The organism is Bradyrhizobium sediminis, assembly GCF_018736085.1.
Classification (GTDB): domain Bacteria; phylum Pseudomonadota; class Alphaproteobacteria; order Rhizobiales; family Xanthobacteraceae; genus Bradyrhizobium; species Bradyrhizobium sediminis.
Map to the genome: position 1 here is coordinate 133,020 of NZ_CP076134.1, position 26,606 is coordinate 159,625.

General features: G+C 63.9%; 25 protein-coding genes. 14 read left to right on the forward strand and 11 right to left on the reverse strand.

The window, feature by feature from the left end:
* Nucleotides 1-40: 40 nt before the first annotated feature.
* Nucleotides 41-751 (reverse strand): Dph6-related ATP pyrophosphatase, encoded by a 711-nt coding sequence (locus KMZ29_RS00655; RefSeq protein ID WP_215622029.1) that lies wholly within the window; start codon nucleotides 749-751, stop codon nucleotides 41-43.
* 8 nt (nucleotides 752-759) lie between these two features.
* Nucleotides 760-2,175 carry a flavin monoamine oxidase family protein gene (locus KMZ29_RS00660; RefSeq protein WP_215622030.1) on the reverse strand — a complete coding sequence of 472 codons (1,416 nt, stop codon included), beginning with the start codon at nucleotides 2,173-2,175 and terminating at the stop codon, nucleotides 760-762.
* A 191-nt stretch (nucleotides 2,176-2,366) separates the two neighbouring features.
* Here KMZ29_RS00660 and KMZ29_RS00665 point away from each other — a divergent pair, with 191 nt between their 5' ends.
* Nucleotides 2,367-3,350 carry a C40 family peptidase gene (locus KMZ29_RS00665; RefSeq protein WP_215622031.1) on the forward strand — a complete coding sequence of 328 codons (984 nt, stop codon included), beginning with the start codon at nucleotides 2,367-2,369 and terminating at the stop codon, nucleotides 3,348-3,350.
* A gap of 9 nt (nucleotides 3,351-3,359) precedes the next feature.
* On the opposite strand, the gene KMZ29_RS00670 is transcribed toward KMZ29_RS00665, so the two are convergent.
* Entirely contained in the window at nucleotides 3,360-3,614 is a 255-nt protein-coding gene (locus KMZ29_RS00670) for a hypothetical protein (RefSeq protein ID WP_215622032.1), read from the reverse strand.
* 243 nt (nucleotides 3,615-3,857) lie between these two features.
* Here KMZ29_RS00670 and KMZ29_RS00675 point away from each other — a divergent pair, with 243 nt between their 5' ends.
* The 7 genes from KMZ29_RS00675 to KMZ29_RS00705 all read left to right on the forward strand — a co-directional run bounded on the left by KMZ29_RS00675 (nucleotide 3,858) and on the right by KMZ29_RS00705 (nucleotide 10,679).
* Entirely contained in the window at nucleotides 3,858-4,649 is a 792-nt protein-coding gene (locus KMZ29_RS00675; RefSeq protein ID WP_215622033.1) for a Spy/CpxP family protein refolding chaperone, read from the forward strand.
* 36 nt (nucleotides 4,650-4,685) lie between these two features.
* Nucleotides 4,686-4,943, forward strand: a complete 258-nt coding sequence (locus tag KMZ29_RS00680; RefSeq protein WP_215622034.1) for a DUF2933 domain-containing protein — start codon at nucleotides 4,686-4,688, stop codon at nucleotides 4,941-4,943.
* Nucleotides 4,940-5,611, forward strand: coding sequence for a methyltransferase family protein (locus tag KMZ29_RS00685; protein ID WP_215622035.1), 672 nt, complete (start codon nucleotides 4,940-4,942; stop codon nucleotides 5,609-5,611). The genes KMZ29_RS00680 and KMZ29_RS00685 overlap by 4 nt, the downstream gene beginning before the upstream one ends.
* A gap of 192 nt (nucleotides 5,612-5,803) precedes the next feature.
* Nucleotides 5,804-6,289 carry a hypothetical protein gene (locus tag KMZ29_RS00690; RefSeq protein WP_249779801.1) on the forward strand — a complete coding sequence of 162 codons (486 nt, stop codon included), beginning with the start codon at nucleotides 5,804-5,806 and terminating at the stop codon, nucleotides 6,287-6,289.
* Between the two features lie 73 nt (nucleotides 6,290-6,362).
* Complete coding sequence (locus KMZ29_RS00695; RefSeq protein WP_215622036.1) at nucleotides 6,363-7,070, forward strand: ABC transporter ATP-binding protein; 708 nt, start codon at nucleotides 6,363-6,365, stop codon at nucleotides 7,068-7,070.
* Between the two features lie 4 nt (nucleotides 7,071-7,074).
* Entirely contained in the window at nucleotides 7,075-9,438 is a 2,364-nt protein-coding gene (locus KMZ29_RS00700; RefSeq protein ID WP_215622037.1) for an ABC transporter permease, read from the forward strand.
* Nucleotides 9,439-9,440: 2 nt separating this feature from the next.
* On the forward strand, nucleotides 9,441-10,679 hold the full coding sequence (locus KMZ29_RS00705; protein WP_215622038.1) for an efflux RND transporter periplasmic adaptor subunit: 1,239 nt from the start codon (nucleotides 9,441-9,443) through the stop codon (nucleotides 10,677-10,679).
* A gap of 15 nt (nucleotides 10,680-10,694) precedes the next feature.
* On the opposite strand, the gene KMZ29_RS00710 is transcribed toward KMZ29_RS00705, so the two are convergent.
* From KMZ29_RS00710 to KMZ29_RS00730, 5 genes are all read right to left on the reverse strand, one after another.
* The gene (locus tag KMZ29_RS00710) at nucleotides 10,695-11,387 is read right to left on the reverse strand and encodes a DsbA family oxidoreductase (RefSeq protein WP_215622039.1); all 693 of its coding nucleotides are present in this window, start codon (nucleotides 11,385-11,387) and stop codon (nucleotides 10,695-10,697) included.
* 114 nt (nucleotides 11,388-11,501) lie between these two features.
* The gene (locus KMZ29_RS00715; RefSeq protein ID WP_215622040.1) at nucleotides 11,502-12,017 is read right to left on the reverse strand and encodes a cupredoxin domain-containing protein; all 516 of its coding nucleotides are present in this window, start codon (nucleotides 12,015-12,017) and stop codon (nucleotides 11,502-11,504) included.
* 59 nt (nucleotides 12,018-12,076) lie between these two features.
* Nucleotides 12,077-12,316, reverse strand: coding sequence for a hypothetical protein (locus KMZ29_RS00720; RefSeq protein WP_249779802.1), 240 nt, complete (start codon nucleotides 12,314-12,316; stop codon nucleotides 12,077-12,079).
* 147 nt (nucleotides 12,317-12,463) lie between these two features.
* The gene (locus KMZ29_RS00725) at nucleotides 12,464-15,598 is read right to left on the reverse strand and encodes an efflux RND transporter permease subunit (RefSeq protein ID WP_215622042.1); all 3,135 of its coding nucleotides are present in this window, start codon (nucleotides 15,596-15,598) and stop codon (nucleotides 12,464-12,466) included.
* Between the two features lie 12 nt (nucleotides 15,599-15,610).
* The gene (locus tag KMZ29_RS00730; RefSeq protein WP_215622043.1) at nucleotides 15,611-17,287 is read right to left on the reverse strand and encodes an efflux RND transporter periplasmic adaptor subunit; all 1,677 of its coding nucleotides are present in this window, start codon (nucleotides 17,285-17,287) and stop codon (nucleotides 15,611-15,613) included.
* 336 nt (nucleotides 17,288-17,623) lie between these two features.
* Here KMZ29_RS00730 and KMZ29_RS00735 point away from each other — a divergent pair, with 336 nt between their 5' ends.
* Nucleotides 17,624-17,932, forward strand: coding sequence for a hypothetical protein (locus KMZ29_RS00735; protein ID WP_215622044.1), 309 nt, complete (start codon nucleotides 17,624-17,626; stop codon nucleotides 17,930-17,932).
* 30 nt (nucleotides 17,933-17,962) lie between these two features.
* On the opposite strand, the gene KMZ29_RS00740 is transcribed toward KMZ29_RS00735, so the two are convergent.
* Complete coding sequence (locus tag KMZ29_RS00740; protein WP_027540012.1) at nucleotides 17,963-18,238, reverse strand: metal-sensitive transcriptional regulator; 276 nt, start codon at nucleotides 18,236-18,238, stop codon at nucleotides 17,963-17,965.
* Nucleotides 18,239-18,292: 54 nt separating this feature from the next.
* On the opposite strand from KMZ29_RS00740, the gene KMZ29_RS00745 reads away from it, so the two are divergent.
* Genes KMZ29_RS00745 through KMZ29_RS00755 form a run of 3 tightly spaced genes read left to right on the forward strand, consistent with a single transcriptional unit; the run spans nucleotide 18,293 to nucleotide 21,682 of the window.
* Nucleotides 18,293-20,746, forward strand: a complete 2,454-nt coding sequence (locus tag KMZ29_RS00745) for a heavy metal translocating P-type ATPase (protein WP_215622045.1) — start codon at nucleotides 18,293-18,295, stop codon at nucleotides 20,744-20,746.
* A gap of 51 nt (nucleotides 20,747-20,797) precedes the next feature.
* On the forward strand, nucleotides 20,798-21,223 hold the full coding sequence (locus KMZ29_RS00750) for a YeeE/YedE family protein (protein WP_215622046.1): 426 nt from the start codon (nucleotides 20,798-20,800) through the stop codon (nucleotides 21,221-21,223).
* A 3-nt stretch (nucleotides 21,224-21,226) separates the two neighbouring features.
* Entirely contained in the window at nucleotides 21,227-21,682 is a 456-nt protein-coding gene (locus KMZ29_RS00755; protein WP_215622047.1) for a YeeE/YedE family protein, read from the forward strand.
* Between the two features lie 27 nt (nucleotides 21,683-21,709).
* On the opposite strand, the gene KMZ29_RS00760 is transcribed toward KMZ29_RS00755, so the two are convergent.
* Both KMZ29_RS00760 and KMZ29_RS00765 read right to left on the reverse strand, forming a co-directional pair.
* Nucleotides 21,710-22,660: a hydroxymethylglutaryl-CoA lyase gene (locus KMZ29_RS00760; RefSeq protein ID WP_215622048.1), complete on the reverse strand. Its 951-nt coding sequence runs from the start codon at nucleotides 22,658-22,660 to the stop codon at nucleotides 21,710-21,712.
* Nucleotides 22,657-23,838, reverse strand: coding sequence for a CaiB/BaiF CoA transferase family protein (locus KMZ29_RS00765; RefSeq protein ID WP_215622049.1), 1,182 nt, complete (start codon nucleotides 23,836-23,838; stop codon nucleotides 22,657-22,659). The genes KMZ29_RS00760 and KMZ29_RS00765 overlap by 4 nt, the downstream gene beginning before the upstream one ends.
* Before the next feature lie 115 nt (nucleotides 23,839-23,953).
* Between KMZ29_RS00765 and KMZ29_RS00770 the strand changes: the two genes are divergently transcribed.
* Both KMZ29_RS00770 and KMZ29_RS00775 read left to right on the forward strand, forming a co-directional pair.
* Nucleotides 23,954-24,880 (forward strand): LysR family transcriptional regulator, encoded by a 927-nt coding sequence (locus KMZ29_RS00770; RefSeq protein ID WP_215622050.1) that lies wholly within the window; start codon nucleotides 23,954-23,956, stop codon nucleotides 24,878-24,880.
* Nucleotides 24,881-25,122: 242 nt separating this feature from the next.
* On the forward strand, nucleotides 25,123-26,535 hold the full coding sequence (locus tag KMZ29_RS00775; protein ID WP_215622051.1) for an MFS transporter: 1,413 nt from the start codon (nucleotides 25,123-25,125) through the stop codon (nucleotides 26,533-26,535).
* Nucleotides 26,536-26,606: the final 71 nt, after the last annotated feature.

Here is a 26,606-nt window from a genome sequence, read left to right on the forward strand (position 1 = left end):
GGCCGGACCCGTTGGCTCGCTTGGCCGGGACGACGGCGTTTTACTCCATCACCAGATCGCAATAGGCATAGCCATCGCGCTCGACGCGCTCGCCGGTCGTAACCGCGAGCCGCTGCGAAAACATCGGCCCCGCCACCACGCAGGTATGAAACTCGCCGTTCTCGCCGCAGGGGTCGACACCGTCAGGCAAGCCCGCCAGCAATTGCGCATCGAATTTGCGTCCGGCAAATTCGGCCGGCAGCTTCTTCAGATCGACGGTGGCGAGATAGGCTTCCAGCCCGCTCGCGATCATCGCCTGCGCCAGCGCTGGTGTCGGCCTTTGCCACAGCGGAAACACCGGCGTGATGCCGGTGCCGGCAAGCTTCTGCTCGCGATAGGCCTTGATGTCTTCCAGAAAAAGATCGCCGAAGATCATGTGAGTGACGCCGTCCGCGACCGCTTTGGCGACGGCCTCGCCCATGCGCGCTTCGTAGACTTCGTTCGGGCAAGGATAGGGGATCGGCACGATGGTTTGCGGCAGGCCCGCCGCCTCACACTGCGCGCGCAGGATTTCCTGCCGCACGCCGTGGATCGACACCCGGGCGAACGTCTCGGTCACCGTGGTCAATGCGCCGACGACGTCGAATTCGCCCGAGCGCCTGATTTCATGCAGCGCGAACGCGCTGTCCTTGCCGCTCGACCACGAGATCAGCGCCTTCGGCCGCGATTGCGTCAACGGACCGGCGTTCCCGGGAGCGCCTTCGGTGTTCATGGCCAATTTCAACGGACTGGCGCTCCCGGTACCGGCGCGGCACGCCGCCGCTGTTTCGGCGCTCGCGTTGCCGCCGTCGGCTCATCCTTGAGCGCGCCGATCCGGCGGAGCGCTGCTTCCGCCGCGCGCTCGCCGCTTTCCCAGGCGCCGTCGACCGTTCCCCATTGGGTTTCATGGGTCGCCTCGCCCGCCAGAAACATGCAGCCGATCGGCTCGGTCAAAATCTTTCGCGATCCCTGTGCGCCCGGCGCGGCGACCGACATCGCGCCGAGCGCGAACGGCGCGGCGTTCCAGCGGGTTGCGCTCGACTTTTTGACTGCAGAAGCGATCTCGCTGCCGAACAGTTTGGTGAGCCATTCCACCGCGAAGGCCTCCATGGCCGGCGCGCCCTGGGCCGAAAGATCGCGGCCGAAGGAGCCGGCGACATCGATGGAGCACAGCGACGATCCGCCCATATTGGCAAACAGCAGCGCCGTCCGCGTCGAATTGCTCTGCTCGATGACGATGTCGTCGCGCGCCAGCCCGAGCGGATTGCCGGAAAGCTGCAGCGCGATGTGATCGAAGCTGCCGAGGCTCAGCCTGACCGCAGCATCGAGATGACGCTTCGGAAGTTCCGGCGTGAACTTGATACCGCCCGCCGTGAGCACGTTGCTCGACACCGTGATGACAGCGGCGCGGGCGACAATCTTGCCTGACGGCATCTCCACCGTGACATCGCGGTTGCTCCAGCTGACGCGGCTTGCGGGCGTCGACAGCGAAACCGGCACCTGCTCGCCAAGCTTCGCGATCAAGGCCCCCAGCCCCTGGCGGCAGGCGATCGGCGCGTTGTTGCGGTCCGGCGCCCGGGCCTTGTCGAGCGCCGAGACGTCCTTGAGGTCCTTGCCCGTGGCATTGGCGCCGAGCACGAATTCCGTCGTCCCCGCCCAGTCGCCGAGTTCCCTGGGCAGCACCGACGCACAGGACACATCGGCCTTGCCGCGCGAGGCGTCGTCGATGGCGCGGTTGGCGCGCACCAGCGCCGCGAGAAGTTCCTCCGTCTCTCCGGCCCGGGCGTTGCGGCGGCCGATCCGGATTTTCTGGCCGATCGGCGCATTAGCGATGTCGAGCCCCGCGGCGCGCGCGAGCTTGACGATCGGGTTGGTCTCGGGATTGTGCAGCCACCGCGCGCCGCGATCGAACGGCACGCCGAATGTCGCGGTATCGGTCAGACAGCGGCCACCGATCTGGCCGGACGCCTCCACCACGACTACTTTGCGGTTCGCAGCCTGGATGCGCCGCGCCGCGGATATGCCGGCAGCGCCCGCCCCGATCACCACAATGTCGGCATCGCGCGGCATCGGCGCGGCCCGGGCGGGCGCGCCGAGAGCCGGCGCCGCCGCAAGGGCTGCGGACGCCGACAGGAAATCCCGGCGCGTCATTGTCATGTCATGGTTTCCGGAACTTTGAAGAACGAGAGAACATCCGGCGAACCTTGCCGTATCTCTCCGGGGTCAGCAACTGTCATGGTGAATCAATCATGATTGATCACGCCAATCCATGAACTAAATTGCAACGGCTTTCGACCATGATAAGGAAACACAAAAAGCGGTCAGAAAGGCCGCTGGGGGGAACTAGCATGGGTGTCGTGCTCGATACCGTCGGCAAGCTGATCGCGAGTTACCTCCAGAAGGAGGTGCCGGGCTATGAGCCGTTCACGCCGAGCGACCCGGAACATCTGCGCGGCATCATGGAGCCCGGCGACGTCATGCTGGTCGAGGGCAACAACCGCGTTTCCGGCATCATCAAATACCTGACGCAGTCCACCTGGTCCCATGCCGCGCTCTTTGTCGGTCCGGTCGACGGCGCCTCCGAGCCCGACGGCGAGCCGCATGTGTTGATCGAGGCCAATATCGGCGAGGGCGTGACCTCGGCGCCGCTGTCGAAATATTTTCCGTATCATACGCGGCTGTGCCGGCCGGTCGGACTGTCCTACGAAGACCGCACCACCGTGTGCCGCTACGCCATCAACCGGATCGGCTTCGGCTACGACACCAAGAACATCCTCGATCTGATGCGCTATCTGATCCCGCTGCCGATACCGCAGCGCTGGCGGCGGCGCATGATCGCGTTCGGCTCGGGCGATCCCACCAAGATCATCTGCTCGGCGCTGATCGCGCAGGCGTTCGACGCCGTGCGCTATCCGATCCTGCCCAAGATCACGCGCGCCGGCTCGAGGCAGGCGCGGCGCGAAATCCTGCACATCCGCGATTCATCGCTCTACATGCCCCGCGATTTCGACATCTCGCCCTATTTCGAAGTCGTCAAGCCCACCATCGTGCAGGGCTTCGACTACACCGCCCTGCACTGGGCCGACAAGCAGAAGCCGCTCCAGGAGGTAGCGGGCGAATTCGGGGTGTTTCCAGAAACGATCCAATCGCCGCCGCTTGTTCCTGAAGCGATTGACCAGGAGGCGCCGCTTCCGGTTGCGAATACGGAAGTAATGCCGACTGCCGGCGAAACCACACTGGTCGAGCGTGTCACCGTCGCCGAGCATTACATGGTCGTCGAATACGTCGCCGAACGCCGCGCCCGGCCGCGCGAGCGGGTGCTCGCCGCCTAGGACGACGCTCTATTTCGACGCCGAGGGCTGCGCAAGCGAGAGCGGCGAGTTGGCCGTCGGTATCTCGTCGCCCCATCCGTGCTCCTTCGCCGAAGACCAGTCACGTCCAACCAGGTTGTGGATGTTGCCGTGGTCGGGAAGGCGGACGCTCGTCGATGAGCCGAAGGCCTGATCGGTGTTGCGCTGCACCATCCGATCGAGAACCAGCATCGAACCGATGGCGAGAACGATCGCCGACACTGCTGACACGAGGAAAACGCGCATGGCAATTCCTCCCCTCAACATTTCATTTGGTTGATCAAACTATGCCGGCCTCCAATGCGAGGCTTGATCTGGGTCAAGACAGCCATACCTGAGCGAACGAACTGCCGCTCGCCCATGCAATGGTCGGCCGAAGCCGCAAGGTTCATCCTTTGGCGCGGAACGTTGACGTGGGTCAAATCCCGGTTGTCGTCCTGAGCCATATTTTTTGGTTACGCTTTCGCCATGAAAGGCAGGAGATAGACCATGAAGCGCTTGATGATGGCGACCGCAGTCGCGGCACTTACGGTTCCGGCCTGGGCGCAAGCCCCTGCCCCAGCCGAACACGATTCACATCACCCGTCGGACAGCGCTAAATCTGCGCCTGCTCCGGCAAACCCGCCGCCGGCAGCCAGCCAGCCGAGCCCGAGCGCGCCACAAGGCGGCATGGGCGGAATGGGTGGAATGGGCGGGATGCCGATGATGGACATGATGAAGGGCATGATGGGCAATATGCCCATGATGAACATGATGAACATGATGGAAACGATGCAGGCGGCGAAGATGATGGGCCCCGGCATGGGCGGCATGGCCACCATCGATCGCATTGAAGGTCGCATCGCTTTTCTGCGCGCCGAACTCAAGATCACCGATGCGCAAGTTGGCGCCTGGAACACCTTTGCGGAAGCGCTGCGCGCAAATGCAAAGAAGCTCGGCGAGCTTCGCGCATCGATGATGGGCCAGCCGGGTGATGCGCAACAGCAGGCTCCGACCATGGCAGACCGTCTTGACCGCCAGGAGCAATGGCTTCTCGCGCGGCTCGAAGGTACCCGGGCGATGAAAGCTGCCTTCAGCCAACTGAACGAAGCGCTGTCGGATGATCAAAGGAAAGCCGCCAATGATCTCCTCGCCCCCCATATGGGCATGGGAATGATGGCGATGATGGGCTCGCAGATGCAACCGGGCCAGATGGGGCCAGGGAGAATGCAGCCGGGGAAGATGGGACCGGGAAAAATGCAGCCAGGTCAGATGCAACCACCCGGCACAGGAAACCAATAGGCGCGCGGCACAATCCGTGGACAACAGGAGCTATCGATGTCGGTGCACGAACATTCGGATAGCCAAAATGAAAGGCCACAAGGCAACTTTCTGACCTCGCGCGCAGCGCTGGTGTTCATCGGATTTTCCATCATCGCCGGCGCGCTGCTGTTCACCGAACATCGCGCCCATGTTCTCGGTGTGCTCCTCTGGCTCCCGCTGCTCGCTTGTCCTCTCATGCATCTGTTCATGCATCACGGGCATGGCGGCCACGGAAGTCACGGTCGTCGAACTGACGAAAGGAAGGCGCCATGAGCGAGTCATCGGCCTATGGCCTCTGGGGCCTCGTGCTCGTCAATTCGGTCGTTTTCATCCTGTTCGCCTACAGCTTCTTCAAGCCGCAGACGACCCGCGACTGGCGATCGTTCGGCGCGTTCAGCGCGTTTCTGGTTGCGCTGTTTGCGGAAATGTACGGATTTCCGCTGACGATCTATTTTCTCTCCGGGTGGCTGCAAAGCAACTATCCCAACGTCGACTGGTTTTCCCACGACGCCGGCCATCTCCTTGAGATGATGTTCGGCTGGAAGACCAATCCGCATGCCGGGCCGTTCCATATTCTCAGCTTCGTGTTCATCGCCGCGGGTTTCCTCCTGATTTCCATCGCCTGGAAGACCCTCTACGATGCCCAGCAACGCGGCAGCTTGGCGACCACAGGGGCCTACGCCTACGTGCGCCATCCGCAATATGTCGGCTTCATTCTCGTGATGTTCGGCTTTCTTCTGCAGTGGCCCACGCTCCTTACGCTCGTGATGTTTCCCGTGCTCGCCGTGATGTACGTCAAGCTGGCGCGGAATGAGGAGCGCGAGGCGCTCGCAACCTTCGGCGACGATTACCGGAGATACATGGCCGATGTGCCGGGATTTATTCCGCGCCTGTCGCGCCTGTTCGGCGGCGCGACACAGAAGAAGTATGGCAATGGCTAAGGTGATGGCGCTCGCCAATCCGGCCATTCAGCGAGTGTGAAAAGGAAACGGGTCAGCGACGATCTCACGCTTGTTTGACGCCCGATCTGGGTCGAGCAACGCCGATCGGATCGTAGAGGGTCAGATTTTAGCTGTTTGAAATTTGGAACCCAGCCGTCCGCAAAGATGGACTTTCAATTGGGGAGACAAGCGATGCGTAATTCCCAGCTATCAAAGCGACTTCGTGCCGTTGCCTTCGCAACACTGTGTGCATTTGTCATTCCGTGGAATGGTTTCGCATCTGCCGAGGATTCGTTGTCCAAGACAGCTGAAGGATTATCCGTTTACATCGGCATAATCCCTGCCGAGATCGTGAAGGGACATTTGCCGGGACACCCGGAGAAGACGATGCATGGCGGCGCGCCAACGAGTGGTCGCGCGTCCCATCTGGTAGCCGCGATTTTCGACGCCGCCTCCGGCGCAAGGGTATCGGATGCGACCGTGACCGCCCAGATTTCCGGGCTCGGATTATCCGGAACCAGGAAGACGCTCGACGCCATGGAGATTGCGAACACCGTCAGTTACGGCGGCTATTTCAACCTGCCGGGCCGCGACCTCTATACGGTCAGATTGACGATCCAGCGTCCTGGCCAACCGAAGCCGGCGAGTCTGGAGTTCAAATATGACCGTCGCCGATAGCCCATCGAATTGGAGTTTTCCACGCTGTCATCTTGACCAACCCTAGCCCGCCGATGCGGACGGACAATTCCCTATGTCGGAGACGGTCTTTACAGCGCGTGCTCTCACCAAAACCTACACCTCGGGAGAAGTGCAGGTTCATGCGTTGCGCGGCCTCGACCTCGACGTTTCGGCCGGGGAAGTCGTGGTCCTGCTGGGGCCATCCGGCAGCGGCAAGTCCACGCTTCTGAACATCATGGGCGGGCTGGACCACGCCACCAGCGGCCGGCTTTTTTTCAGGGAAACTGAACTGACGGCCCTGAACGATCGAGAGCTGACAGCCTATCGCAGGCGGCACGTTGGATTCGTCTTCCAGTTCTACAATCTGATCCCCAGCCTGACGGCCTACGAGAATGTGGCTGTCGTCACCGAGATTGCCGAGCGGCCGATGAAACCCGACGAGGCGCTGGCGCTGGTCGGGCTCGAAGGGCGCATGGATCATTTTCCCGCCCAGCTTTCGGGCGGCGAGCAGCAGCGGGTCGCCATCGCCCGCGCCATCGCAAAGCGGCCTGAAGTCCTGCTCTGCGATGAGCCGACCGGCGCGCTGGATTCCAAGACCGGCATTCGCGTGATCGAGGCGCTCCTGAGCATCAATGCACAACTCGGCACGACCACGATGATCATTACGCATAACGCCAGCATCCAGGATGTTGCGGACCGCGTCCTGTTCTTCGCCGATGGCCGGATTTCAGGAGTGCACAAGAATGAAACACGCCGAGCTTCCGCCGAGTTGACCTGGTGACCTGATGCCCGTTCTCGACATCAAGTTGTTGCGCGACCTCAGAAGGCTCTGGGCCCAGGCCCTGGCCATATCGCTGGTGATTGCCGGCGCCGTCGCCACCCTCGTGCTTGCCGTGGGATCTCACCGGTCTCTCGATCAGACCCGTGCCGCCTACTACGAACGCTTTGGATTTGCCGACGTCTTTGCTGTGGTGCGGCGCGCGCCGAAGACGATGGTCAGCCAGATCGCCGGGATTCCCGGTGTCGCCGCGGTCGACGCCCGGATCGCCAGGCTTGCCATGCTCGACATTCCGAATTTTCGCGAGCCGGCAACCGGCCAGTTTATTTCATTGCCCGACATTGGCGAGCCCGCGCTCGACCGGCTCTATCTGCGGGTCGGCCGAATGCCTGAGCCCGGGTCTTCCGCGGAGGTCGTGGTCAATGAAAACTTCGCCAATGCCCATGGGTTCGTGCCTGGCGCGCGATTTTCAGCGCTGTTGAACGGCCGCAAGCGCGAGCTTGTCATCGTTGGAATCGTACTCTCGCCGGAGTTCATCTACACGATAGGCCCCGGCGACATCATGCCGGACGATCGCCGCTTCGGCGTCATCTGGATGTCCGAAAAGACGCTCGCCAGCGCCTACGATCTGGATGGCGCCTTTTCCTCGGTCAATCTCAAATTGCTGCGGGACGCCTCGGAACGCGACGTAATCCAGCGACTTGATGCCTTGCTCGACCGCTACGGCGGGCGGGCGGCGTACGGCCGGAAGGATCAGACGTCGCATGCGTGGCTCGACCACGAACTCGATATGCTCAACAACATGAGCCGTACGCTGCCGCCGATCTTTCTCCTGGTCGCCGCCTTCCTGATCAATCTGACGCTGAGCCGCATGGTTGCGCTCGAGCGTGAACAGATCGGTCTTCTAAAAGCGCTGGGATATGGCAATCCCACAATCGCCCTCCACTACGTCAAATTCGTAATCGTATTGGCCACAATCGGCATCGGCATCGGCAGTGCCGCAGGGACTTGGCTGGGCATCTATATCACCCGGCTGTTTGGCGACTTCTTCCACTTTCCGTTTCTTATCTTCATCAAGAGCCCCGATCTCTATGCCGTCGCGGCAGCGCTGAGCCTGGCTGCTGCCGTCATCGGAGCACTTCATGCGCTGCGGGATGTTGTGGCCCTGCCGCCCGCGGTCGCGATGCAGCCGCCTTCCCCTCCGGGTTATCGCCGCCTTCTTCCGGCCTGGCTTTCCACGCGCGGCGTTGTTTCGCAGCCCACGGTGATGATGCTGCGCAACATCACGCATCACCCGGTTCGGGCCGGGTTCACGACGCTCGGGATGGCTCTCGCCACAGGCATTCTCATTGTTTCGCTCTTCACCCGGGACACGATGGAGCAGTTGATCGAGGTGACCTACTTCATGGCGGACCGGCAGGATGCGACTGTCAGTTTTATCGAGAAGCGATCCCGGGACGTCGCCATGCAAATGGCCCGCCTTCCCGGCGTCCTGGCGGTTGAACCTTACCGGGAAGTAGCCGCCCGTATTCGGCATGGGAACATCGAGCGGCGGGTGATGATTGCCGGCCGGCCGCCCGATGCCGACCTCAGCCGGGTCATTGACGCCAGCCTGCGCCCCGTCGCCATGCCGGAAGCGGGCTTGGCGATATCGACCATGCTCGGACAGATTCTCGGGGTAAAGGCGGGGGATTTCGTCGAAGTGGACCTGCTGGAGGGGCAACGCCGGACCGTCACGCTGCCTGTTGCAGCAGAGATCGAGGACTATTTCGGTCTGCGGGCCATGATGGATGCCAACGCCCTATCCCGAGTGATGCGTGAAGGGGCAACTATCAACGGCGTCAATCTGAGCGTTGACGCAAGCCGGCTCGACGAGCTGTACGACGCGATCAAGGGCATGCCCACCGTCAGCGGCATGGCACTGCAGCGCGTTTCCCTGATCAATTTCCGGAAGGACGTGGCTTTGCTCATCACCACGATGGCCAGCATTTACACCAGCCTTGCCGCCATCATCGCCTTCGGGATGGTTTACAACAGCGCGCGTATTTCGCTCTCCGAGCGGGCCCGGGAATTGGCAAGCCTGCGGGTGTTCGGCTTCAGCGAGGGCGAGGTGCTGCGGATCCTGCTGCTCGAACTTGCGGTCCTCTGCCTGGCGGCACAGCCGCTCGGATGGATCATCGGCTACAACCTTGCCTGGGTTATGAAGACAAACCTCGCCGGCGAGCTGATGCGCGTTCGCCTGGTCGTCGAACCCTCCACCTACGTTTTTGCCAGTGCGATCGTTCTCACGGCGGCAGTTCTTTCCGCACTTGTCGTACGCGAGCGCGTCAACAGGCTGGATCTCGTCGCCGTCCTCAAAACCAGAGACTGACAATGCGCGTAAACTGGCTGAAACGAACAGCGTGGATTCTCGGTCTGGCCCTGATGCTGGGCGGCCTTGTTTGGTTCGGATGGCCGCGGCCCGTTGCCGTTGATCTCGCCGCGGTGACCAGAGGCAGACTGGCAGTCACAGTCGATGACGAGGGCAAGACCCGCGTGCGGCACATCTACACCGTTTCGGCGCCCATCGCCGGAAAGGTCTTGAGAATTTCCCTTCCCTCTGGGGATCGCGGCATCTCCCGGCATGTTGGCGATGTCGTCATGGCCGATGAGACCGTGGTCGCAGTCATGCAACCGATGACGCCGGGCTTTATCGACGTCCGCTCTCGCGAAGAGCTCGAAGCCGCGGTGGCGTCCGCCGATGCAGCAGCGAAGCAGGCGGAGGCCGACGTGCGCAGGCTCCAGGCGGCGCTCGACTTCTCGCGCACGGAGCTCCAGAGAGCTCAGGCCCTCGCGCGCACGCAAACGATCTCGACACAGGCGTTGGACAAGGCGAAGTTCGAGGTCGAAACCAGTGAAGCGGCGTTAGTAAGCGCGAAGGCGCAACTTGAAGTTCGTCAATTCACGCGAACCAGCCTCGCCGCCCGCTTGATCGATCCGATGAACCTTACCGCCCCGGCAAACCCGGCCTGTTGCGTGCAAATCAAGGCACCCGTGACCGGCCGAATCCTCAGAATCATCCAGGACAGCGAAGCGGTGGTCCAGGCCGGCACGCCGCTCATCGACATCGGCGACCCCGCGGATCTCGAAGTGGTGGCGGACCTGCTTTCAACCGACGCCGTCCAGATCAAGGTGGGCGCGCCGGTGCGGATCGACGGCTGGGGTGGAGCGCCAATGCAGGGGCGCGTGGTCCGCGTCGATCCGGCGGGCTTCGTCAAGGTCTCGGCACTGGGGATCGAAGAACAACGTGTCCGCACGACAATCGATTTCACCGACCCTCCGGACACATGGTCGCGACTTGGGCATGACTACCGGGTCATCGTGCATGTCACCGTCTGGAACGCTGAAGACGTCCTGAGGGTGCCGGTCGGCGCACTATTTCGTCAGGGCGACGACTGGGCAGTCTTTGCAGTGAAGGATGGACGCGCGAGTCCGACCGTCGTCTCAATCGGCCACCGAAACGGCCGGATAGCGGAGATCTTGTCAGGTCTCTCGGCAGGCGACCGCGTCATTCTTCACCCAAGCGACAGGATCAGGAAGGGCGTCCCGGTCTCGGAGCGGGAAGGCGGATGAGGGATCGCCCGGCATTCAGCACCAGCTCGCCTGGTCGGCGCCGGGTGCCCGGAGCAATTCCTGGATGTTGGCTTCGATGATCCGGAAGCCGACATTGCCGTAGAGTTTCTGCCGTCCCTCGTTCAGGACGAAGCTCGGGCTGCCTTCGATTCGCATCTTGTCGGCGTCCTGGTAGTCGGACGCCAGCTTTGCATAGGCGGTGCCGTCGTGAATGCGCTTTTCGATGGCGCCGATGTCGACGCCCAGCGCCTCGGCCAGTTCGCATTGAACATCCCAGCGCGCAATGTCGCGGCAGTCCCGGAAGAACGCGCAACGGAAGGCCCACAGCAGCTCGTCGAAGGTTGACGCCGCCGACTGGTCCCCGCCTTCGCCGTCTCGCTCGTGCTGCCATTGCTGGACGGCCGTCATGAACAGATGCGCGCTGGTCGAGGTCGGCGGACGCGTCGTCAGCCAGATGTCCGGATGAAGCTCGACATGCGGGAACTGCAGCGCCACGTTCCGCAGGTGCGCGTTGAACCCGGCGTATTCGCCCTTGTCCCGCCACGTCGTCGGGATCTTGACGGGCGTATTGCCGAACACCGAACAAAACCGATGGTCCAGCCGGACCGCGTCGCCGAACTTCTCCTTGACCGCATCGATGCGCGCCTGGGCGATATAGGCCCAGATGCATAATGCATCCGAGAAATAGGCAACCTTGACGACACTCATCGATCACACCGCCGCGAACCGTCTCCTTGAGCATCTAGCCTGCGCTGCTGCCGGTCGCCGTTGAGCTGGATCAAACTGGCGCTTCAACGGTCGACATTGGCGTGTCGGACGCGATCACTTGACGAGGATCGTTCCGACCATTCCCGCCTCGCGATGACCGGGGATCAGGCAGGCGTATTCGAACTCGCCGGCCTTGGTGAATTTCCAGACCATCTCGCTGGTCTTCTTCGGAGCGAGCCACCTCGAGTTGGCATCTTCATGCGCCATCCCCGGGTTCTTTTGCATGACTTCGGCGTGCTTGAGATTCTCCGCGGTGTTCGCCAGGACGAATTCGTGATCGAGCTCGCCGTTGTTACGCAGCACGAATTTGATCTGCTCGCCCTTCTTGATCTCGACCCGCACCGGGACGAACAGCATTTTGCCGTCCGACTCTCCCATCGTCACCTGGACGATTTTTGCCGGCTTCTTCGGATTGCCCGGCTCGCCGGCCGAGAATGATTCGCCATGGTCATGGTCATGGCCGTGGCCGTGGCCGTGGCTGTGCCCGGCCGGGCCTTCGCCGGCCCAGGCGCTTGCCGAAAGCAGTGCTGCGGCGACCAGTGCGATCCCGCTTCTATTCCAATTCATCATCTCTCAGCTCCTTCGCATCCGATATCTGGTGCATTGCTGCCGGTTTCGGCCGCTTCATCTCAGTCGAACTTCGCTTGAACGGTCTTGCCGTCGGGAGCCGTCAGTTGCACGACCCCTTTGGGCTGGCTTGGCAACGCGACCGTTGCGCTGCCGGAAAGGCGCTTGCCATCGACGGGCGCCAGCACCACCCGCTGGGATTTGCCGCCCGCGACGAGGATCGCGGTTCCCTTGAATCCCGAAGTCAGAATGGGCTTTTCGCCGGCGTCGCTGATGAACACGTCGACGACCTCGGATTTCACGACCATTTCGACATGGTATGATCCCGCGTCGGCGATCCGCCCGCCATTCGTTCCCTTGGCTTCATGCGCCCCGGCCGAACCGGACCATGCGAGCAAGGCTCCGATCAATAGACATCTTGCGTACATTTCTTTTCTCCGTTGCTGCGATCAAAAGGCTTCGGCTGATGACGTTCCGCGAGCCGGATCCACGGACGCGGCGGCGTCCCGCCGCAATCGTTCGAGATGCTTTTCGCCGTACCGCAGGAACAGGACGGGCGTGAGCAGCATGTCGAGTAACGTCGCGCTGATGAGCCCGCCGAATATCGTGACGGCCACGGGATGAAGGATTTCCTTGCCGGGCGTCGCCGCGTCGATCAGCAGCGGAACCAGCGCGACGCCTGCCGCCAGCGCCGTCATCAGCACCGGCGTCAACCGCTCGAGACTGCCGCGGAGCACCAGATTGCGCCCGAACGGCATTCCCTCCTGCAGGGCCAGGTTGATGTAATGGCTGATCTTCAGGATGCCGTTGCGCGCCGCGATCCCGGTCAAGGTGATGAAACCGATCATCGATGCGACAGAGAGCGGCTGGCCTGTCAACCAGAGCGCCAAGACCGCCCCGATCAGGGCGAGAGGCACGTTGCCCATCACGATCACGGCAAACAGCACCGAGCGATAGCGGCTATAGAGAATGGCGAAAATGAGCGACAGCGACAGCAGCGAGAGAATTCCGATGGTCCGGCTGGCTTCTTCCTGCGCCTGAAAGGTGCCCTCGAGGCGGGTATAGAATCCCTCCGGCAGCCTGGTCGACGCCAGCACTTCCCTGATCGATTCGACGATCCGCGCCATGTCGGCGGTGCCGTTGGTGTTGGCCAATACCACCACGCGACGGCGCCCGTTCTCGCGCAGAATCTGGTTCGGACCCTCGGTCTCCTTGATGTCGGCAAGCTGCCTTGCGGGAATCCATCCGGTCGGGGTTTCGATCAGGAGGTCGCCCAGTCGTTGCGTGGTACGAAGCCGGTCGGGCAGCCGCATGGTGACGTCGAACCTGCGGTAGCCGTCGACGACGCGCGACACGATCCGCCCGTTCGAGAGCCGGCTGAGCTGCTCGACGACGGCCGCCGGCTGCACGCCATAAAGGGCGGCGCGGCCGTAATCGACGCGGATTTCGAGCTGCGGGATCAGAACCTGCTTTTCGACCTGCAGATCGACAAGTCCGGGGATGCCTATTAGCCGCGTCCGCATCATCTCGGCGGCGGCGCGCAGCGCATCCAGATCATCGCCGAAGATCTTCAGTGCAACCTCGGCACGGACCCCCGACAGCAGATGATCGAGCCGGTGGGAGATCGGCTGACCGACATTGATCGAGGCCGGGAGAACCGCGAGCCTCGCGCGAATGTCCGCGATCACATCGATCTTGGTTCGCGATGATTTGGCGAGATCGACATCGAATTCCGAGGAATGCACGCCTTCGGCGTGCTCATCCAGTTCCGCCCGCCCGGTCCGCCGCCCGACGGTCTTGACCTCGGGCACCTCCATGATGAGACGCTCGGCAATCAGGCCGACGCGATTGGATTCGGTGAGCGAGATGCCCGGATTGAACAGCATGTTGATGGTGAGCGTGCCCTCGTTGAAGGGCGGCAGGAACGAGCGCGGAAGAAGGAACGCGGCGATCCCTGCAATCATCACCGCGAGCAACGTCATGGCCATCAAGGCGGGCTGATGGCGGAAGGCGCGTTCGAGCAGCGCGCCGTAACCGCGCTTGAGCAGGCGCACCAGAGCGCTGTCGCCGTGATCGAGGCGTTTCAGGTGCGGCAGCATATAGTAGGCCATGACAGGCGTCAGCGTGACCGAGACCGCGAGGCTGGCGAGGATCGAAATGATGTAGGCTTCGCCCAGCGGGGCGAACAGCCGGCCCTCGATTCCCGACAGCGCGAACAGCGGCACGAATACCAGCACGATGATCGTTGTCGCATAGACGATGCCGGACCGGACCTCCTGCGAGGCCGATACGACCACGTCGAATGCCGGTCTGGGACGTTCCAGAGCGCGATTCTCGCGCAGCCGCCTGAAGATGTTCTCCACATCGACGACGGCGTCATCGACCAGCTCGCCGAGCGCGATGGCGAGTCCGCCCAGCGTCATGGTGTTGATGGACAACCCGGCGAAATAGAAGACCGAGGCCGTGGTCAGGATCGAGACCGGGATCGCGGTCAGCGAAATCATCGTGGTTCGCCAGTTCAGGAGGAATGCGAACAGAACGAGGGCGACGGCAACGCCGGCTTCCATCAGGACCTGTTCGACGTTGCGGATCGACGTCTCGATGAAGTTGGCCTGGCGGAAGACGATCTGGTCGGCCCTCATGCCTTCCGGAAGCGACGCCGTGATTTCCTTCAGGACCCGCTCGACCTCGCGGGTCAATCCGATCGTGTCGACGTTGGGCTGCTTCTCGATCGAGACGATGACGGCCGGTCTGCCCATGTAACCGGCTTCGCCGCGCTTGACCCTGGGCGCGAACTCGACGGTTGCGACCTGACGCAGGAACACCGGCCCGCCATTCACCTGCGCCACCACCACGCTGCGAAGGTCGTCCAGGTTGGTGGTTCGGCCGATATTCCGGATCAGGTATTCGCGAGCGTGCTGGTCGGTGAACCCGCCGCCGGTATTGACGCCGAACTGGGTCAGAGCCTGTTCGACCTGCTCGTAGGTGACGCCGAGGCTGCGCAGCGCCGGCGGGTTCGGCGCAATGCGATACTGGCGGACCTCGCCCCCGATCGGGATGACCTGGGCGACGCCGGGGATCGCGAGCAGGCGCGGGCGAACGATGAAGTCGGCGGCCTCGCGGACTTCCATCGCGGACGCCTTCTCGCTCGTCATCGCGACGAGCACGATCTGCCCCATGATCGAGCTGATCGGCCCGATTTGCGGCACGGTGTTCGGCGGCAACTGGGCCCTGACCAGGGAAAGCCGCTCGGCGATCTGCTGCCGGTTGCGGTAGATGTCCGTCCCCCAGTCGAACTCGACATAGACGATCGAGAGCCCTATTCCGGAAACCGAGCGCACCCGCGTGACCCCGGGAACACCGTTCATCTGGGTTTCGATCGGGAAGCTGACGAGCTGCTCGACTTCCGGAGGCGCCAAGCCTTCCGATTCGGTCAGGATGGTGACGGTCGGCTTGTTGAGGTCCGGGAAGACGTCGACCGGGAGCCGGCCGGCGCTGAAGATGCCGAGCAGCACGAGCACCGATGCGGCGGCAATCACCAGCAGGCGGTTGCGCAATGACTGGGTGACGAGAAAGCGGAACATCTGGCGTTCTCCTCAGCGTACCTGGCCAAGCAACTCGGCGCCCTGAACGACGAGGCGCTTACCTGCGGCGAGCCCGGTGGCAATGAAGACGCGGTCGCCGTCGAGCGGTTCGACCCGCACCGGGCGCGGTTCGAAGCGCTCCGCCGCAACATGCTCGTAGACGACATCCTGGCCGTTGGCATTGCGCACCAGCGCTGCCCGGGGAATGGCGAAGCCGGTCTTTTCCTCATCCGTGGTGGCGAGCACCGTGATGAACTGCCCGGCCCGCAGGCCCGCGACATCGCCCTGAATGGCGAATTGAACCGGGATCGATTGATTGCGGCCGGCGAAACCGGCGCCCCGGAACGAGAGCGGATAGGTCCGGTCGTTGTTCAGCCGGGCCACCGCGCTTTGGACTCCGGGAAGGGAATCGAAGCTGAGCGCCTCCACCCACAGCCGGGCCGGGTCGACGATGTGAAAGATCACGGCATTCGATTGGGCGATCTGCCCTGCGACGGCGGCGCCTTCGGCAACGATGCCGTCCACCGGCGCGATCAATTCCTCCGGCTCGCGGCGCGATTTGTCGAGCGAGCCGCGCCGGTCCTTCAGGCCTTGCAGCTCGGTCCGCGTATCCTCGAGCTGGGTGCGTGCGATCGCTCCGCCCGGCACCAGCGTTTCGTACCGGGCCAGCCGGCGCTCGACGATGGAAATCTGCTGGTCGAGTTCGCCTTGCCGCTGGCGCATGTCGGAAGCATCGATCGCCTGCAGCGGCGGCGTCACATAGGCGAGAACATCGCCCTTCCTGACCGGCGCCCCCAGCCGCGGAAAGCCGCCCGGCGGAGGCGAGAGACGGCCGCCGACCGACGACTGAACGAATCCGCTGGCGTTCGGATCGGGAATGATGCGGCCCGGCAATTCGAGGGCGGAGCGATGCGCCGCCGATTCGATTCTGATGGTGCGGATCGCGAGAATTCGCTGCGTGCTCTTGGGCACGAATACCCCGCCATCGGGCAGCCGCTGCGCCAGGTCGCGCACCGCCGGCATCGACGTAGCCGGCGTACCGTGATCCTCACCCTCGTGGGCGCGCGCCGCACCGTCCGATATCGCGAGCATCCCGGCGACGATCAGGACCATCGCGGGCCGGCTCCGTCGCCGCATCAGGGTCATGACGACGGCTCCCGCAGCAAAACCTCCGAGTCCGGCGATGAGCAGCAACGGGACATTGCCAGACGATCGCTCGCCGATTCCGCTTGCGGTGGCCGACTGGGAGGACGTCCCGGCCGTTCCGCTCGGATCGTCCGGCGGAATGACGAGCGTGGCGGGCAGCACATCGGCATTGCCGTCCTTGGCAACAGTGAAGATCAGGTCATAGGACCCTGGCTTGCTGGACCATGGAGCGCTGAGCCGGTAGGGCTCGATCGTGCCGGCGCGCGCGGATTCGGGGCCCGCAGGGGTCTCGACTTCGATCGTGGCGCCGTCCACCGGAGCGTTGGTCGTAAACCGGTCGAGATAGATGGCGAGTTCGCCGGCCCGGGCGATCGCGACCAGCTCATAGAGGTCCGAGACCGCTTCGGCCCGCGGAGCGAGATTCGAGATCGCTGCCGGAGGTGGCGCGTCATGATCGTGACCCTCATGGGCCAATAACGATCCACCCCCCAGAAAGGGAGCAAGAGCTGCCGCGCAGAGCGCGGCTCGAAACAAGGACAACATTGAAAATTCCTCACCTGGCAAGAAGCTTCATCGCACGGCCGGCCTGCGAGGCCAGAACCGCGGCGATGTCGTTACTCAGGCGAGGGATCGAGGGGGTTTGCGCAGACCTCGAGGGTCCGCTCCGCGAATGGAAATAACGCGTGCAAGGCCGATGCGCGGCGAGCAGGCCCTGGGTGGAAGGTCGGGCGAAGCAGCCACCAGAGCGGCTCCGCAGCAACCCGTGCCGCCGCAGCAGCCCATCACGCAGGCATTGGAGCCGGAAGGCGAGACGCCCCCTGCGCTTCGAACGGCGGCCTCGGCTTGTGCGGCGGGCAGAACCTGAGCGCCAGGCTGGACTTGAGTGTCACGCTGGGCTTGTGCATCACGCTGAGCTTGTGCGACCGGGTGCGCGGACCCGGCCTCAACAGCGGAAATCAACCCGGCTTCAGCGGTGGAAATCAAATGTGCAATGCCGACCGCAGCGCCATGCGCCCGAGCACCGTGCCCGTCATGCCCGTGCGAATGACCGGCATGGGCCTCGGCCGCAACCGATGCGAATTGAACGGCGATCAAAAGAATCGCCGCCCCAAAGATCCGCAAAAGCGTTCCGGTCGAATTCATGAGCGATTTCTACCATACGGTCCGGGCCGGGGGAACCAGGAATGAAATTGCGGTAAATGCATGATTGTGCCTCGATCAGCGATCGGATCGACCGATGACGGCCATCAGTTCCGCGATCTTCTCGCGCTGATCGGCCTTGTTGCCGCTGGTGATCGCGTGTTCGACGCAATGCGACACGTGATCCCTCAGCACCTCTTCCTCGACGCGCCGGAGCGCGGCCCGCACCGCCGAGATCTGCGTGACGATATCGATGCAATAGCGGTCCTCGTCGACCATTTTCGACAGGCCGCGAACCTGGCCCTCGATCCGGCTCAACCGCTTTTGACAGGACGCCTTGATGTCTTTCCGCATTTCCCCCTATATACCCCTACTGGGTATAGGTTGCAAGGGGCGATGGAGAGCGCGATGACCGAAGCTGACAACACGGGCGCTGGCGGCGCCGCAAGAGATTCCGGCTGCGGCTGCGCCGCCAAAACGGCGGCCGCTCTCCCTGCGGAAACGGCGAAGACCGGCTGCTGCGGCGGAGGTCACGATCACGCCGCGGCTGGCCACGACCATCATGCCGGCGGCCCCGCAACCGTGCGCGACCCCGTCTGCGGCATGTCGGTGAACCCCGCGACCAGCAAGCACCGGTTCGATTGCAACGGCGAGACCTGGCATTTCTGCTCGGCCGGCTGCCGCAGCAAATTTGCCGCCGATCCGAAAGCCTATCTCGGCGGCAGCGAGCCGAAGGCCGACGTGCCGGAAGGCGCGATCTATACCTGCCCGATGCATCCGCAGATCCGCCAGGTCGGCCCCGGAAGCTGCCCGATCTGCGGCATGGCGCTGGAGCCCGAGGTGGCAAGCCTCGATACGCCGCCCAACCCCGAACTTGCCGACATGACGCGGCGCTTCTGGATCGGCCTCGTGCTCTCCATTCCGCCTGTCGTCCTCGAGATGGGAGGTCATTTCGCCGGCGGGCATGGCTGGGTCGACCAGACCCTGTCGAACTGGATTCAGCTGGTGTTCGCCACCCCGGTGGTGCTCTGGGCGGGCTGGCCCTTCTTCGTGCGCGGCTGGCAATCGCTCAAGACGCGCAACCTCAACATGTTCACCTTGATCGCGATGGGCACGGGTGTGGCCCAGATTTACAGCGTTGTCGGCACCATCGCCCCCGGGGCCTTCCCGGCAACCTTCCGCGGCCATGGCGGCGCGGTTGCGATTTATTTCGAAGCCGCCGCCGTCATCACCGTGCTCGTCCTGCTCGGCCAGGTGCTGGAACTGCGGGCCCGCGAGGCGACATCGGGCGCCATCAAGGCGCTGCTTCAGCTGGCGCCGAAAACCGCCCGCCGCATCGGCGACGATGGCGCCGACCACGAGGTCGAGATCGACAGCCTGCAGGTCGGCGATCGTCTGCGGGTGCGGCCGGGAGAGAAAGTGCCGGTCGACGGTGTCATTCTCGAGGGCCGCTCCGCGCTCGACGAATCCCTGGTGACCGGCGAATCGATGCCCGTCACCAAGGAGGTCGGCGGCAGGGTGATCGCGGGCACGCTCAACCAGTCCGGCGGCTTCGTGATGCGCGCCGACAAGGTCGGGCGCGACACGCTGCTGTCCCAGATCGTCAGGATGGTGGCGGAGGCGCAGCGCTCGCGCGCGCCGATTCAGCGGCTGGCCGATCAGGTTTCCGGCTGGTTCGTGCCGGTCGTGATCGTCACGGCCCTGATCGCTTTCGCCGCCTGGGCCTGGTTCGGGCCGGAACCGCGGATGGCGTACGGCTTGGTGGCGGCCGTCAGCGTGCTGATCATCGCCTGCCCCTGCGCGCTCGGCCTCGCCACGCCGATGTCGATCATGGTCGGCGTCGGGCGCGGCGCCCAGGCCGGCGTGCTGATCAAGAATGCCGAGGCGCTGGAGCGCATGGAAAAGGTCGACACCCTGGTGGTCGACAAGACCGGCACGCTGACCGAGGGCAAGCCGAAGGTCGTCGCGATCGTCGCAGCCCCCGAATTTCAGGCGTCCGAGATCCTGCGGCTCGCCGCCAGCGTCGAGCGCGCCAGCGAACATCCACTCGCCGACGCCATCGTGCGGTCCGCAAAGGAGCAAAATCTCGATCTCGGCAAGGTCGAGGAGTTCGATTCGCCGACCGGCAAGGGCGCGACCGGCAAGGTCGACGGCAAGACCGTTCTGCTCGGCAATGCCAATTTCCTGTCGTCGCTCGGTGTCGATACCCGGGCGCTGAACGAACAGGGCGAACGTCTGCGCGGCGACGGCGCCACCGTCATCAATATCGCGGTCGACCGCCGTCTGGCGGGGCTATTTGCCATCGCCGATCCGGTCAAGGCGTCGACGCCGGACGCCCTGAAGGCGCTGGCCGCCGAAGGCATAAAGGTCATCATGCTCACCGGAGACAACCGGACCACGGCGAACGCCGTCGCGCGGACGCTCGGGATCACCGATGTCGAGGCCGAAGTCCTGCCGGACCAGAAGAGCGCGGTCGTCGCAAAACTGCAGAAGGCCGGGCGGATCGTCGCCATGGCCGGCGACGGCGTCAACGACGCCCCGGCGCTGGCCGCGGCCGAAGTCGGCATCGCCATGGGCACCGGCACCGACGTGGCGATGGAGAGCGCCGGCGTCACCCTGCTGAAGGGCGACCTCGGCGGCATCGTTCGCGCCCGGAGGCTTTCGCAGGCCACCATGAGCAACATCCGGCAGAACCTGTTCTTCGCGTTCGTCTACAACGCCGCCGGTATCCCGATCGCCGCGGGCATCCTCTATCCCAGCCTCGGTATCCTGCTGTCGCCGATCATCGCCGCCGCCGCCATGGCGCTGTCGTCGGTCAGCGTGGTCGGCAATGCATTGCGATTGCGCGTGACGCGTTTGTGATCTAGCCACGGACAACAGGAGATTCGTCTCCGTGGTCTGTGGAGCAATGCGATGGTTCATTTTACGCCGCTATCGGCGGCAATCGGCGGCGGGCTGATCGGCCTTTCCTCCGTCCTGCTGATGCTGTTGACCGGCCGGATCGCCGGTATCAGCGGCATATTCGGCGGCTTGCTCAATCCCAGAAGCGGCGAAATCGGCTGGCGCATCGCCTTCATTGCAGGGCTCATTCTGGCGCCGCTGATCGCGGGCCTGATGGGCCATGGGATGCTTCCCCCGCGGATGCCGGCAAACTGGACCGTGATCGTCGGGGCGGGCCTGCTGGTCGGCTTCGGCACCAGGCTTGCCGGCGGCTGCACCTCCGGTCACGGCATCTGCGGGATGGCGCGCTTCTCCGCCCGCTCCATCGCCGCGACCGTCATCTTCATGGCCGTGGCCATCGCGACCGTCGCGCTCACTCATCACGTATTCGGAGGCTGAACCATGCCGATGATCGCATCCTTGTTGTGCGGATTGGTGTTCGGCGCCGGCCTGCTGATTTCGGGAATGGTCCAGCCGACGAAAGTCATCGGCTTTCTCGATATCTTCGGGGCCTGGGACCCGAGCCTTGCCGTCGTGATGATCGCAGCCCTCGCGGTCTCGGTTCCGGGTTTCATGCTGGCGAAGGGCCGCTCGTGGCCGCTGCTTGCTGCTCGGAACTTCTGGCCAACCAGGGACGATATCGACCGGCCGCTGGTCGTTGGATCGACCCTGTTCGGGATCGGCTGGGGGCTCGTTGGATTGTGCCCGGGACCGGCGCTGGAAAGCCTCGCGACGCTATCGCCTGATGTGTTGGTGTTTGTCGCAGCGATGGCCGCGGGCATGGTTCTTCGCGACCTCTGGCAGAGGTCACGGCCCGCGACGCCGCGAGAACAGGCGCTGACCAGCGCCGACGGTTAGGTTCGCCGTCATCGCCATTCCGTTGGTCTAGGCCGGTACATTGGCCGCCGTGCGGCCCGGGAGCCCGGCGCGGGCCAGCCCACCGTAAAGCGTCTCGTTTGGCATTTCCGAGCGCAGGATCGAGCGCACCGCGATCAGCTTCTCGATATCGATGCCGGTGGCAAATCCTTTGCTCTCGCACAGGAACGCGAGATCCTCGAACACCACATTGCCGGTGGCGCCGGGTGCGAACGGGCAGCCGCCGAGGCCGCCGAGCGAGCCGTCGAGAATCCGCGCACCGGCATCGAGGGCTGCCGACGCATTCGCAATGCCCATGCCGCGGGTATCGTGCAGGTGAACGCAGACCGGCTTGGCGCCGGATAGTTTTACGGCCGCTTTGGTCAGTTCGCCGACCTGCTTTGGCCCGGCATAACCGACGGTATCGGCGATGGCGACGAAATCGACGCCGGCCTCGAGGCATTTGTCGACCAGCTTCAACACTTCCTTTGGATCCACCGCACCGGTGATCGAACAGCCCAGCGCCATCGAGATCGCGGCGTTGACGATCGGCTTGTGCGCACTGGCGTCACGCAGATCGCAGAGCCGCTTGACGTTGGCGATGGCGGACTCGCGCGAGCGGTTGGCGTTGGCCTGGCTGTGCTCTTCGGTGGCCGAGACCACCGTGGCGATTTCAGCCACCCCTGACGCCAGCGCCTCGTTGACGCCGCGCTCGTTCAGCGCCAGCGCCACGCCATGCGCGCCCGGCAGTGCGGCAATGGTCGCTATGATCTCGCGCACGTCGGCGAATTGCGGAAAGGTCTTGGCGGGCAGGAACGAGCCGACTTCAAAGTGCCGCACGCCCGCGCCGTATTCGTCGCGGATCCAGCGCTGCTTTGCCGCGGTCGAGGGAAAGGTCTTCACCAGCTGCAGGCCGTCGCGCAGGCCGACTTCGCGCAGGCTTACTCGATTGTCGGGATAAACGTCCTGAACGCGGGTCATGCGAGCCTCTTTGCGGTTTTGGCGGTTGCGGAAACGTCCTGTCCTTCGAGCTCGGCGCGAACGGCTGCCGTGTCGGCGCCGAGCCCGGGCACTTTCAAGCCTTCGCCGATGTTCGCCCCGTTCCACTCGATCGGCAGCGCCGGAACGCGGAACGGCTCGCCATTGGCGTTGATGTTATTGACCAGGCCGCCCGGCCGCAACACATGCGGATCATCGAACAGGTCCTCCGGGCGGTTGATCGGCGAGAAGCAGATGTTGAGCCGGTCGAGCGTTGCCGAAAGCTTTTCGGCGTCCCGGTCCCGGATCACCCCGGCCACGCGGGGGATGATTCGCGATCGCGCCAGGATCCGGTCGGTGGTGGTGCGCAAAGTGGGATCGTCCAAAAATTCCTGCAGGCCGAACTCGCGGCAAAAGCTCTGCCAGTGGCCCTCGGTGACGACGCCGATGAAGATGCGCCCGCCGCCCGCGGTCTCGAAAATATCGTAGATCGGCCAGGCGTGTTCGCGCTCCGGCATCGAGCGCGGCTTGTTGCCGGTCATCTCGTATTCGACCATGTGCTGCGCCACCAGGAACAGGCAGTTCTCGAACAGGCCGATCCGGATATCGGCGCCGCCCTTGCCGCCGCCGCGCTTCTGGTAGAGCGCGGCGAGGATCGCGATCGCGCCGAACATGCCGCCCATGATGTCGTTGGCGGACGAGCCGACCCGCTGCGGTCTGTCGCGGGTCCCAGTCATGGCGGCGAGCCCCGACATCATCTGTACGACCTCGTCGAGCGCCGGGCGATGCTCGTAGGGACCGGACAAGAAGCCCTTGTGGCCGGCGACGATCAGGTCAGGATATTTCCGGCGCAGCTCCTCGGCGCCGAGCCCCTGTTTTTCCAATTGCCCGTCGCGAAAATTCTCCAGGAACACGTCGGCGGAGGCCAATAGCCGGTGCATGGTCTCGCGGTCTTCAGGGTGAGCGAAATCGAGCACGACGCTGCGCTTGCCGCGGTTGAACAGCGGGAAGAACGAGGTTCCCATGCCGCCGAGGCTGCGGGTCTTGTCGCCGGCCGGCGGCTCGACCTTGATGACCTCGGCCCCCAGCTGCGCCAGGATCATGCCGCAGGTCGGCCCCATCACCATGTGGGTCATCTCAATGATCCTCACGCCTGCAAGGGGCAGTTCCGTCCCGGTCATCGTCGTCTCCCGCACTCGTTCGCTCTTTTGTGGCGCCTCAGACTAGGCTTCCTAGCGCCATCTGAAAAATATAATCTGGCGAATAGTTCATTCTCTCTTCTAGAACGATAATTCCATGGATTCGCGCCAGCTTCGCTATTTCATCGCGGTTTACGAGCAGCGCAACCTGTCGCGGGCGGCGGACCAGGCCAGCGTCGCGCAATCCGCGCTCAGCCATCACATTTCCAACCTCGAGGCGGAATTCGCAACGCCCCTGTTCGAGCGCAAGCCGCGCGGCATGGAACCGACCGCCGCCGGCGAGCGGCTGTACGAGCACGCCCGCATCATCCTGCGCGCGATGGCAGCGGCCGAGCGCGAGATCAAGGAAGGCAGCAGCGTGATCGCCGGCGACATCTCGATCGGGATGGCAAATTCCGGGGTCAAGGCGATCGGCGTCCCCCTGATGCGCGCCGTGCTCTCGAAATATCCCAATCTGAAGCTGTCGCTGACCGAGAGCCTGTCGGGCGCAACGTTGTTGCACCTGATGGCCTCCGAGGTCGATCTCGCGCTGGTCTACAATCCGCAGTCGGAAAAGGATCTGGTCGCCGAGCCGGTGCTGGAAGAGCAGATGTTCTGCGTCGGAACCGCCGAGCTGATCGGCAAGAGCAAGAAGCCGATCACCTTCGAGGAGGTGACCCGGCTGCCGCTGATGTTGCTGCGGCACGGGCTGTCGTCGCGAGCTCTGCTCGACGACCCCGTGCTGCTGAAGCGGCTGGAGGCCAACGCCATCCTGCATCTCAACTCGATCTCAGGCACGACAGGCGCGCTACTGGCGGGCTTGGGCTGCGCGGTCGCGACCAAATTGTTCGTGCAGGAGCAGCTCAAGGCCGGGACGCTGATCGCTCGCGAAGTGATCGAACCCACGCTGGCGCGGACGCTCTATCTGTGCCGGCTGCGCAACCGGCCGATGACCTATGCGATGGAGGAAATGCGACGGCTGATGCTCAGCCTGATCGCGGAACAGGTCGGACGCGGCGCCTGGGAGGCCAAGCTCTTGATCTAAAGGGAGGCGGGTTCAGGTCAAGCGGCGCTTCTTCACTCTCTCCCGCTTGCGGAGAGAGGTGAGCCAAACGCCCGCGCCGATTCCACTCGGCCTAAACAAGGGACCCGGATATCCGCCATCGATATTATCGAACGCATCAATCGATATGTTCGTCTGGATTTCTGGCTCGTAACCACCAACCATGGTCCGGCCGGTACGCCTTCGCAAGAAAGGCGGCCTGAAAACCTTCTGGGGAGAATGCCATGAGCGCAGTCGGAATCGATCCCGCGACCAATCTTGCCACCGCTTCCGATGGATCGGATGAAATTTCCCGGCGGCTCGAAAGCCTGCCCGCCTCGTCCTATCTGTGGCGGCTGGTGATCCTGCTGTCGCTCGGCGGCTGGTTCGAGGTCTACGACCTGTTCTTCACCGGCTATATCGCGCCCGGCCTCAACCGCTCGGGCTTGCTGACCACCACTACGCAGGCCTTTTTCGGCTTTTCCGGGATCGGCGCCTTCGTCGCTGCGACCTTTGCCGGGCTGTTCGTCGGCACTTTCGCGCTGGGCTTCCTCGCCGACCGGTTCGGACGGCGGGCGATCTTCACTTACGCGCTGCTCGGCTACACCGCAGCCACGGTGGCGATGGCGTGCCAGACCAGCTCCGACGGCGTGCTGCTGTGGCGGTTCATCGCCGGCATCGGCATCGGCGTCGAGATCATCACCATCGACGCCTATATCACCGAACTGGTGCCGAGCCGGATGCGCGGCCGCGCCTTCGCGGTCAACCAGGCCGTGATGTTCACCGCGGTCCCCGTGGTGGCGGCGCTGTCATGGTGGCTGGTGCCGCTGTCGCCCTCCGGCATCGACGGCTGGCGCTGGGTGGTTCTTATCGGCGCCGCCGGCAGCATGGTGATCTGGATCCTGCGGCTCTACGTGCCGGAAAGCCCGCTGTGGCTGGCGCGGCATGGCCGCACCGCCGAGGCGGTCAAGATCCTGGCGACACTCGAAGCCTCCGCCGGGACCGCATCCGCGCGGCCGCCGGCAAGCGCCGCCGCAGCGCCGGCACGCCCGGCCGCGAAAGCGGGCTATGCGGAGCTGTTCAGGCCGCCTTATCTGTCGCTGGTCGCCTTGTTCATGGTCTTCAATCTCTGCCAGGCCTTCGGCGTCTACGGTTTCGCCAACTGGGTGCCGGCGTTGCTGGTCCAGAAGGGCATCACGGTGACGAAGAGCCTGCAATATTCCTTCATCATCGCCTTCGCCTATCCGATCGCACCGCTGCTGGCGGCAAGTTTCGCCGACAAGTTCGAACGCAAATGGATCATCTGCGGCGCGGCAGCCGCAATCGGCGCGTTCGGGATGGCGTTTTCGCAATTCACCGAGCCCGCGCTGCTGATCCTGTGCGGAGTCCTGATCACGGCTTCCAACATGACCCTGTCCTACGCCTATCACGCCTATCAGGCCGAGGTGTTTCCGACCTCGATCCGCGCCCGCGCGGCGGGTCTGGTCTATTCGATGAGCCGGGTCAGTGCGACGTTTTCGGGCTTCATCGTCGCTTTCACGCTACGCGAGGCCGGCGTCGGCGGCGTGTTCGGCCTGATCACCACGGCGATGGTGATCGTGATCGTTGCGATGGCGGCGTTCGGCCCCAATGTGCGCGGCAAGCCGCTCGACGCTTAGGAGCCGTTGCCGGCTCTTGCCGAAGGCTGCCTGCATGTCTACCTCTCGCGAGGGCTTTTTCGTGAGAGGAC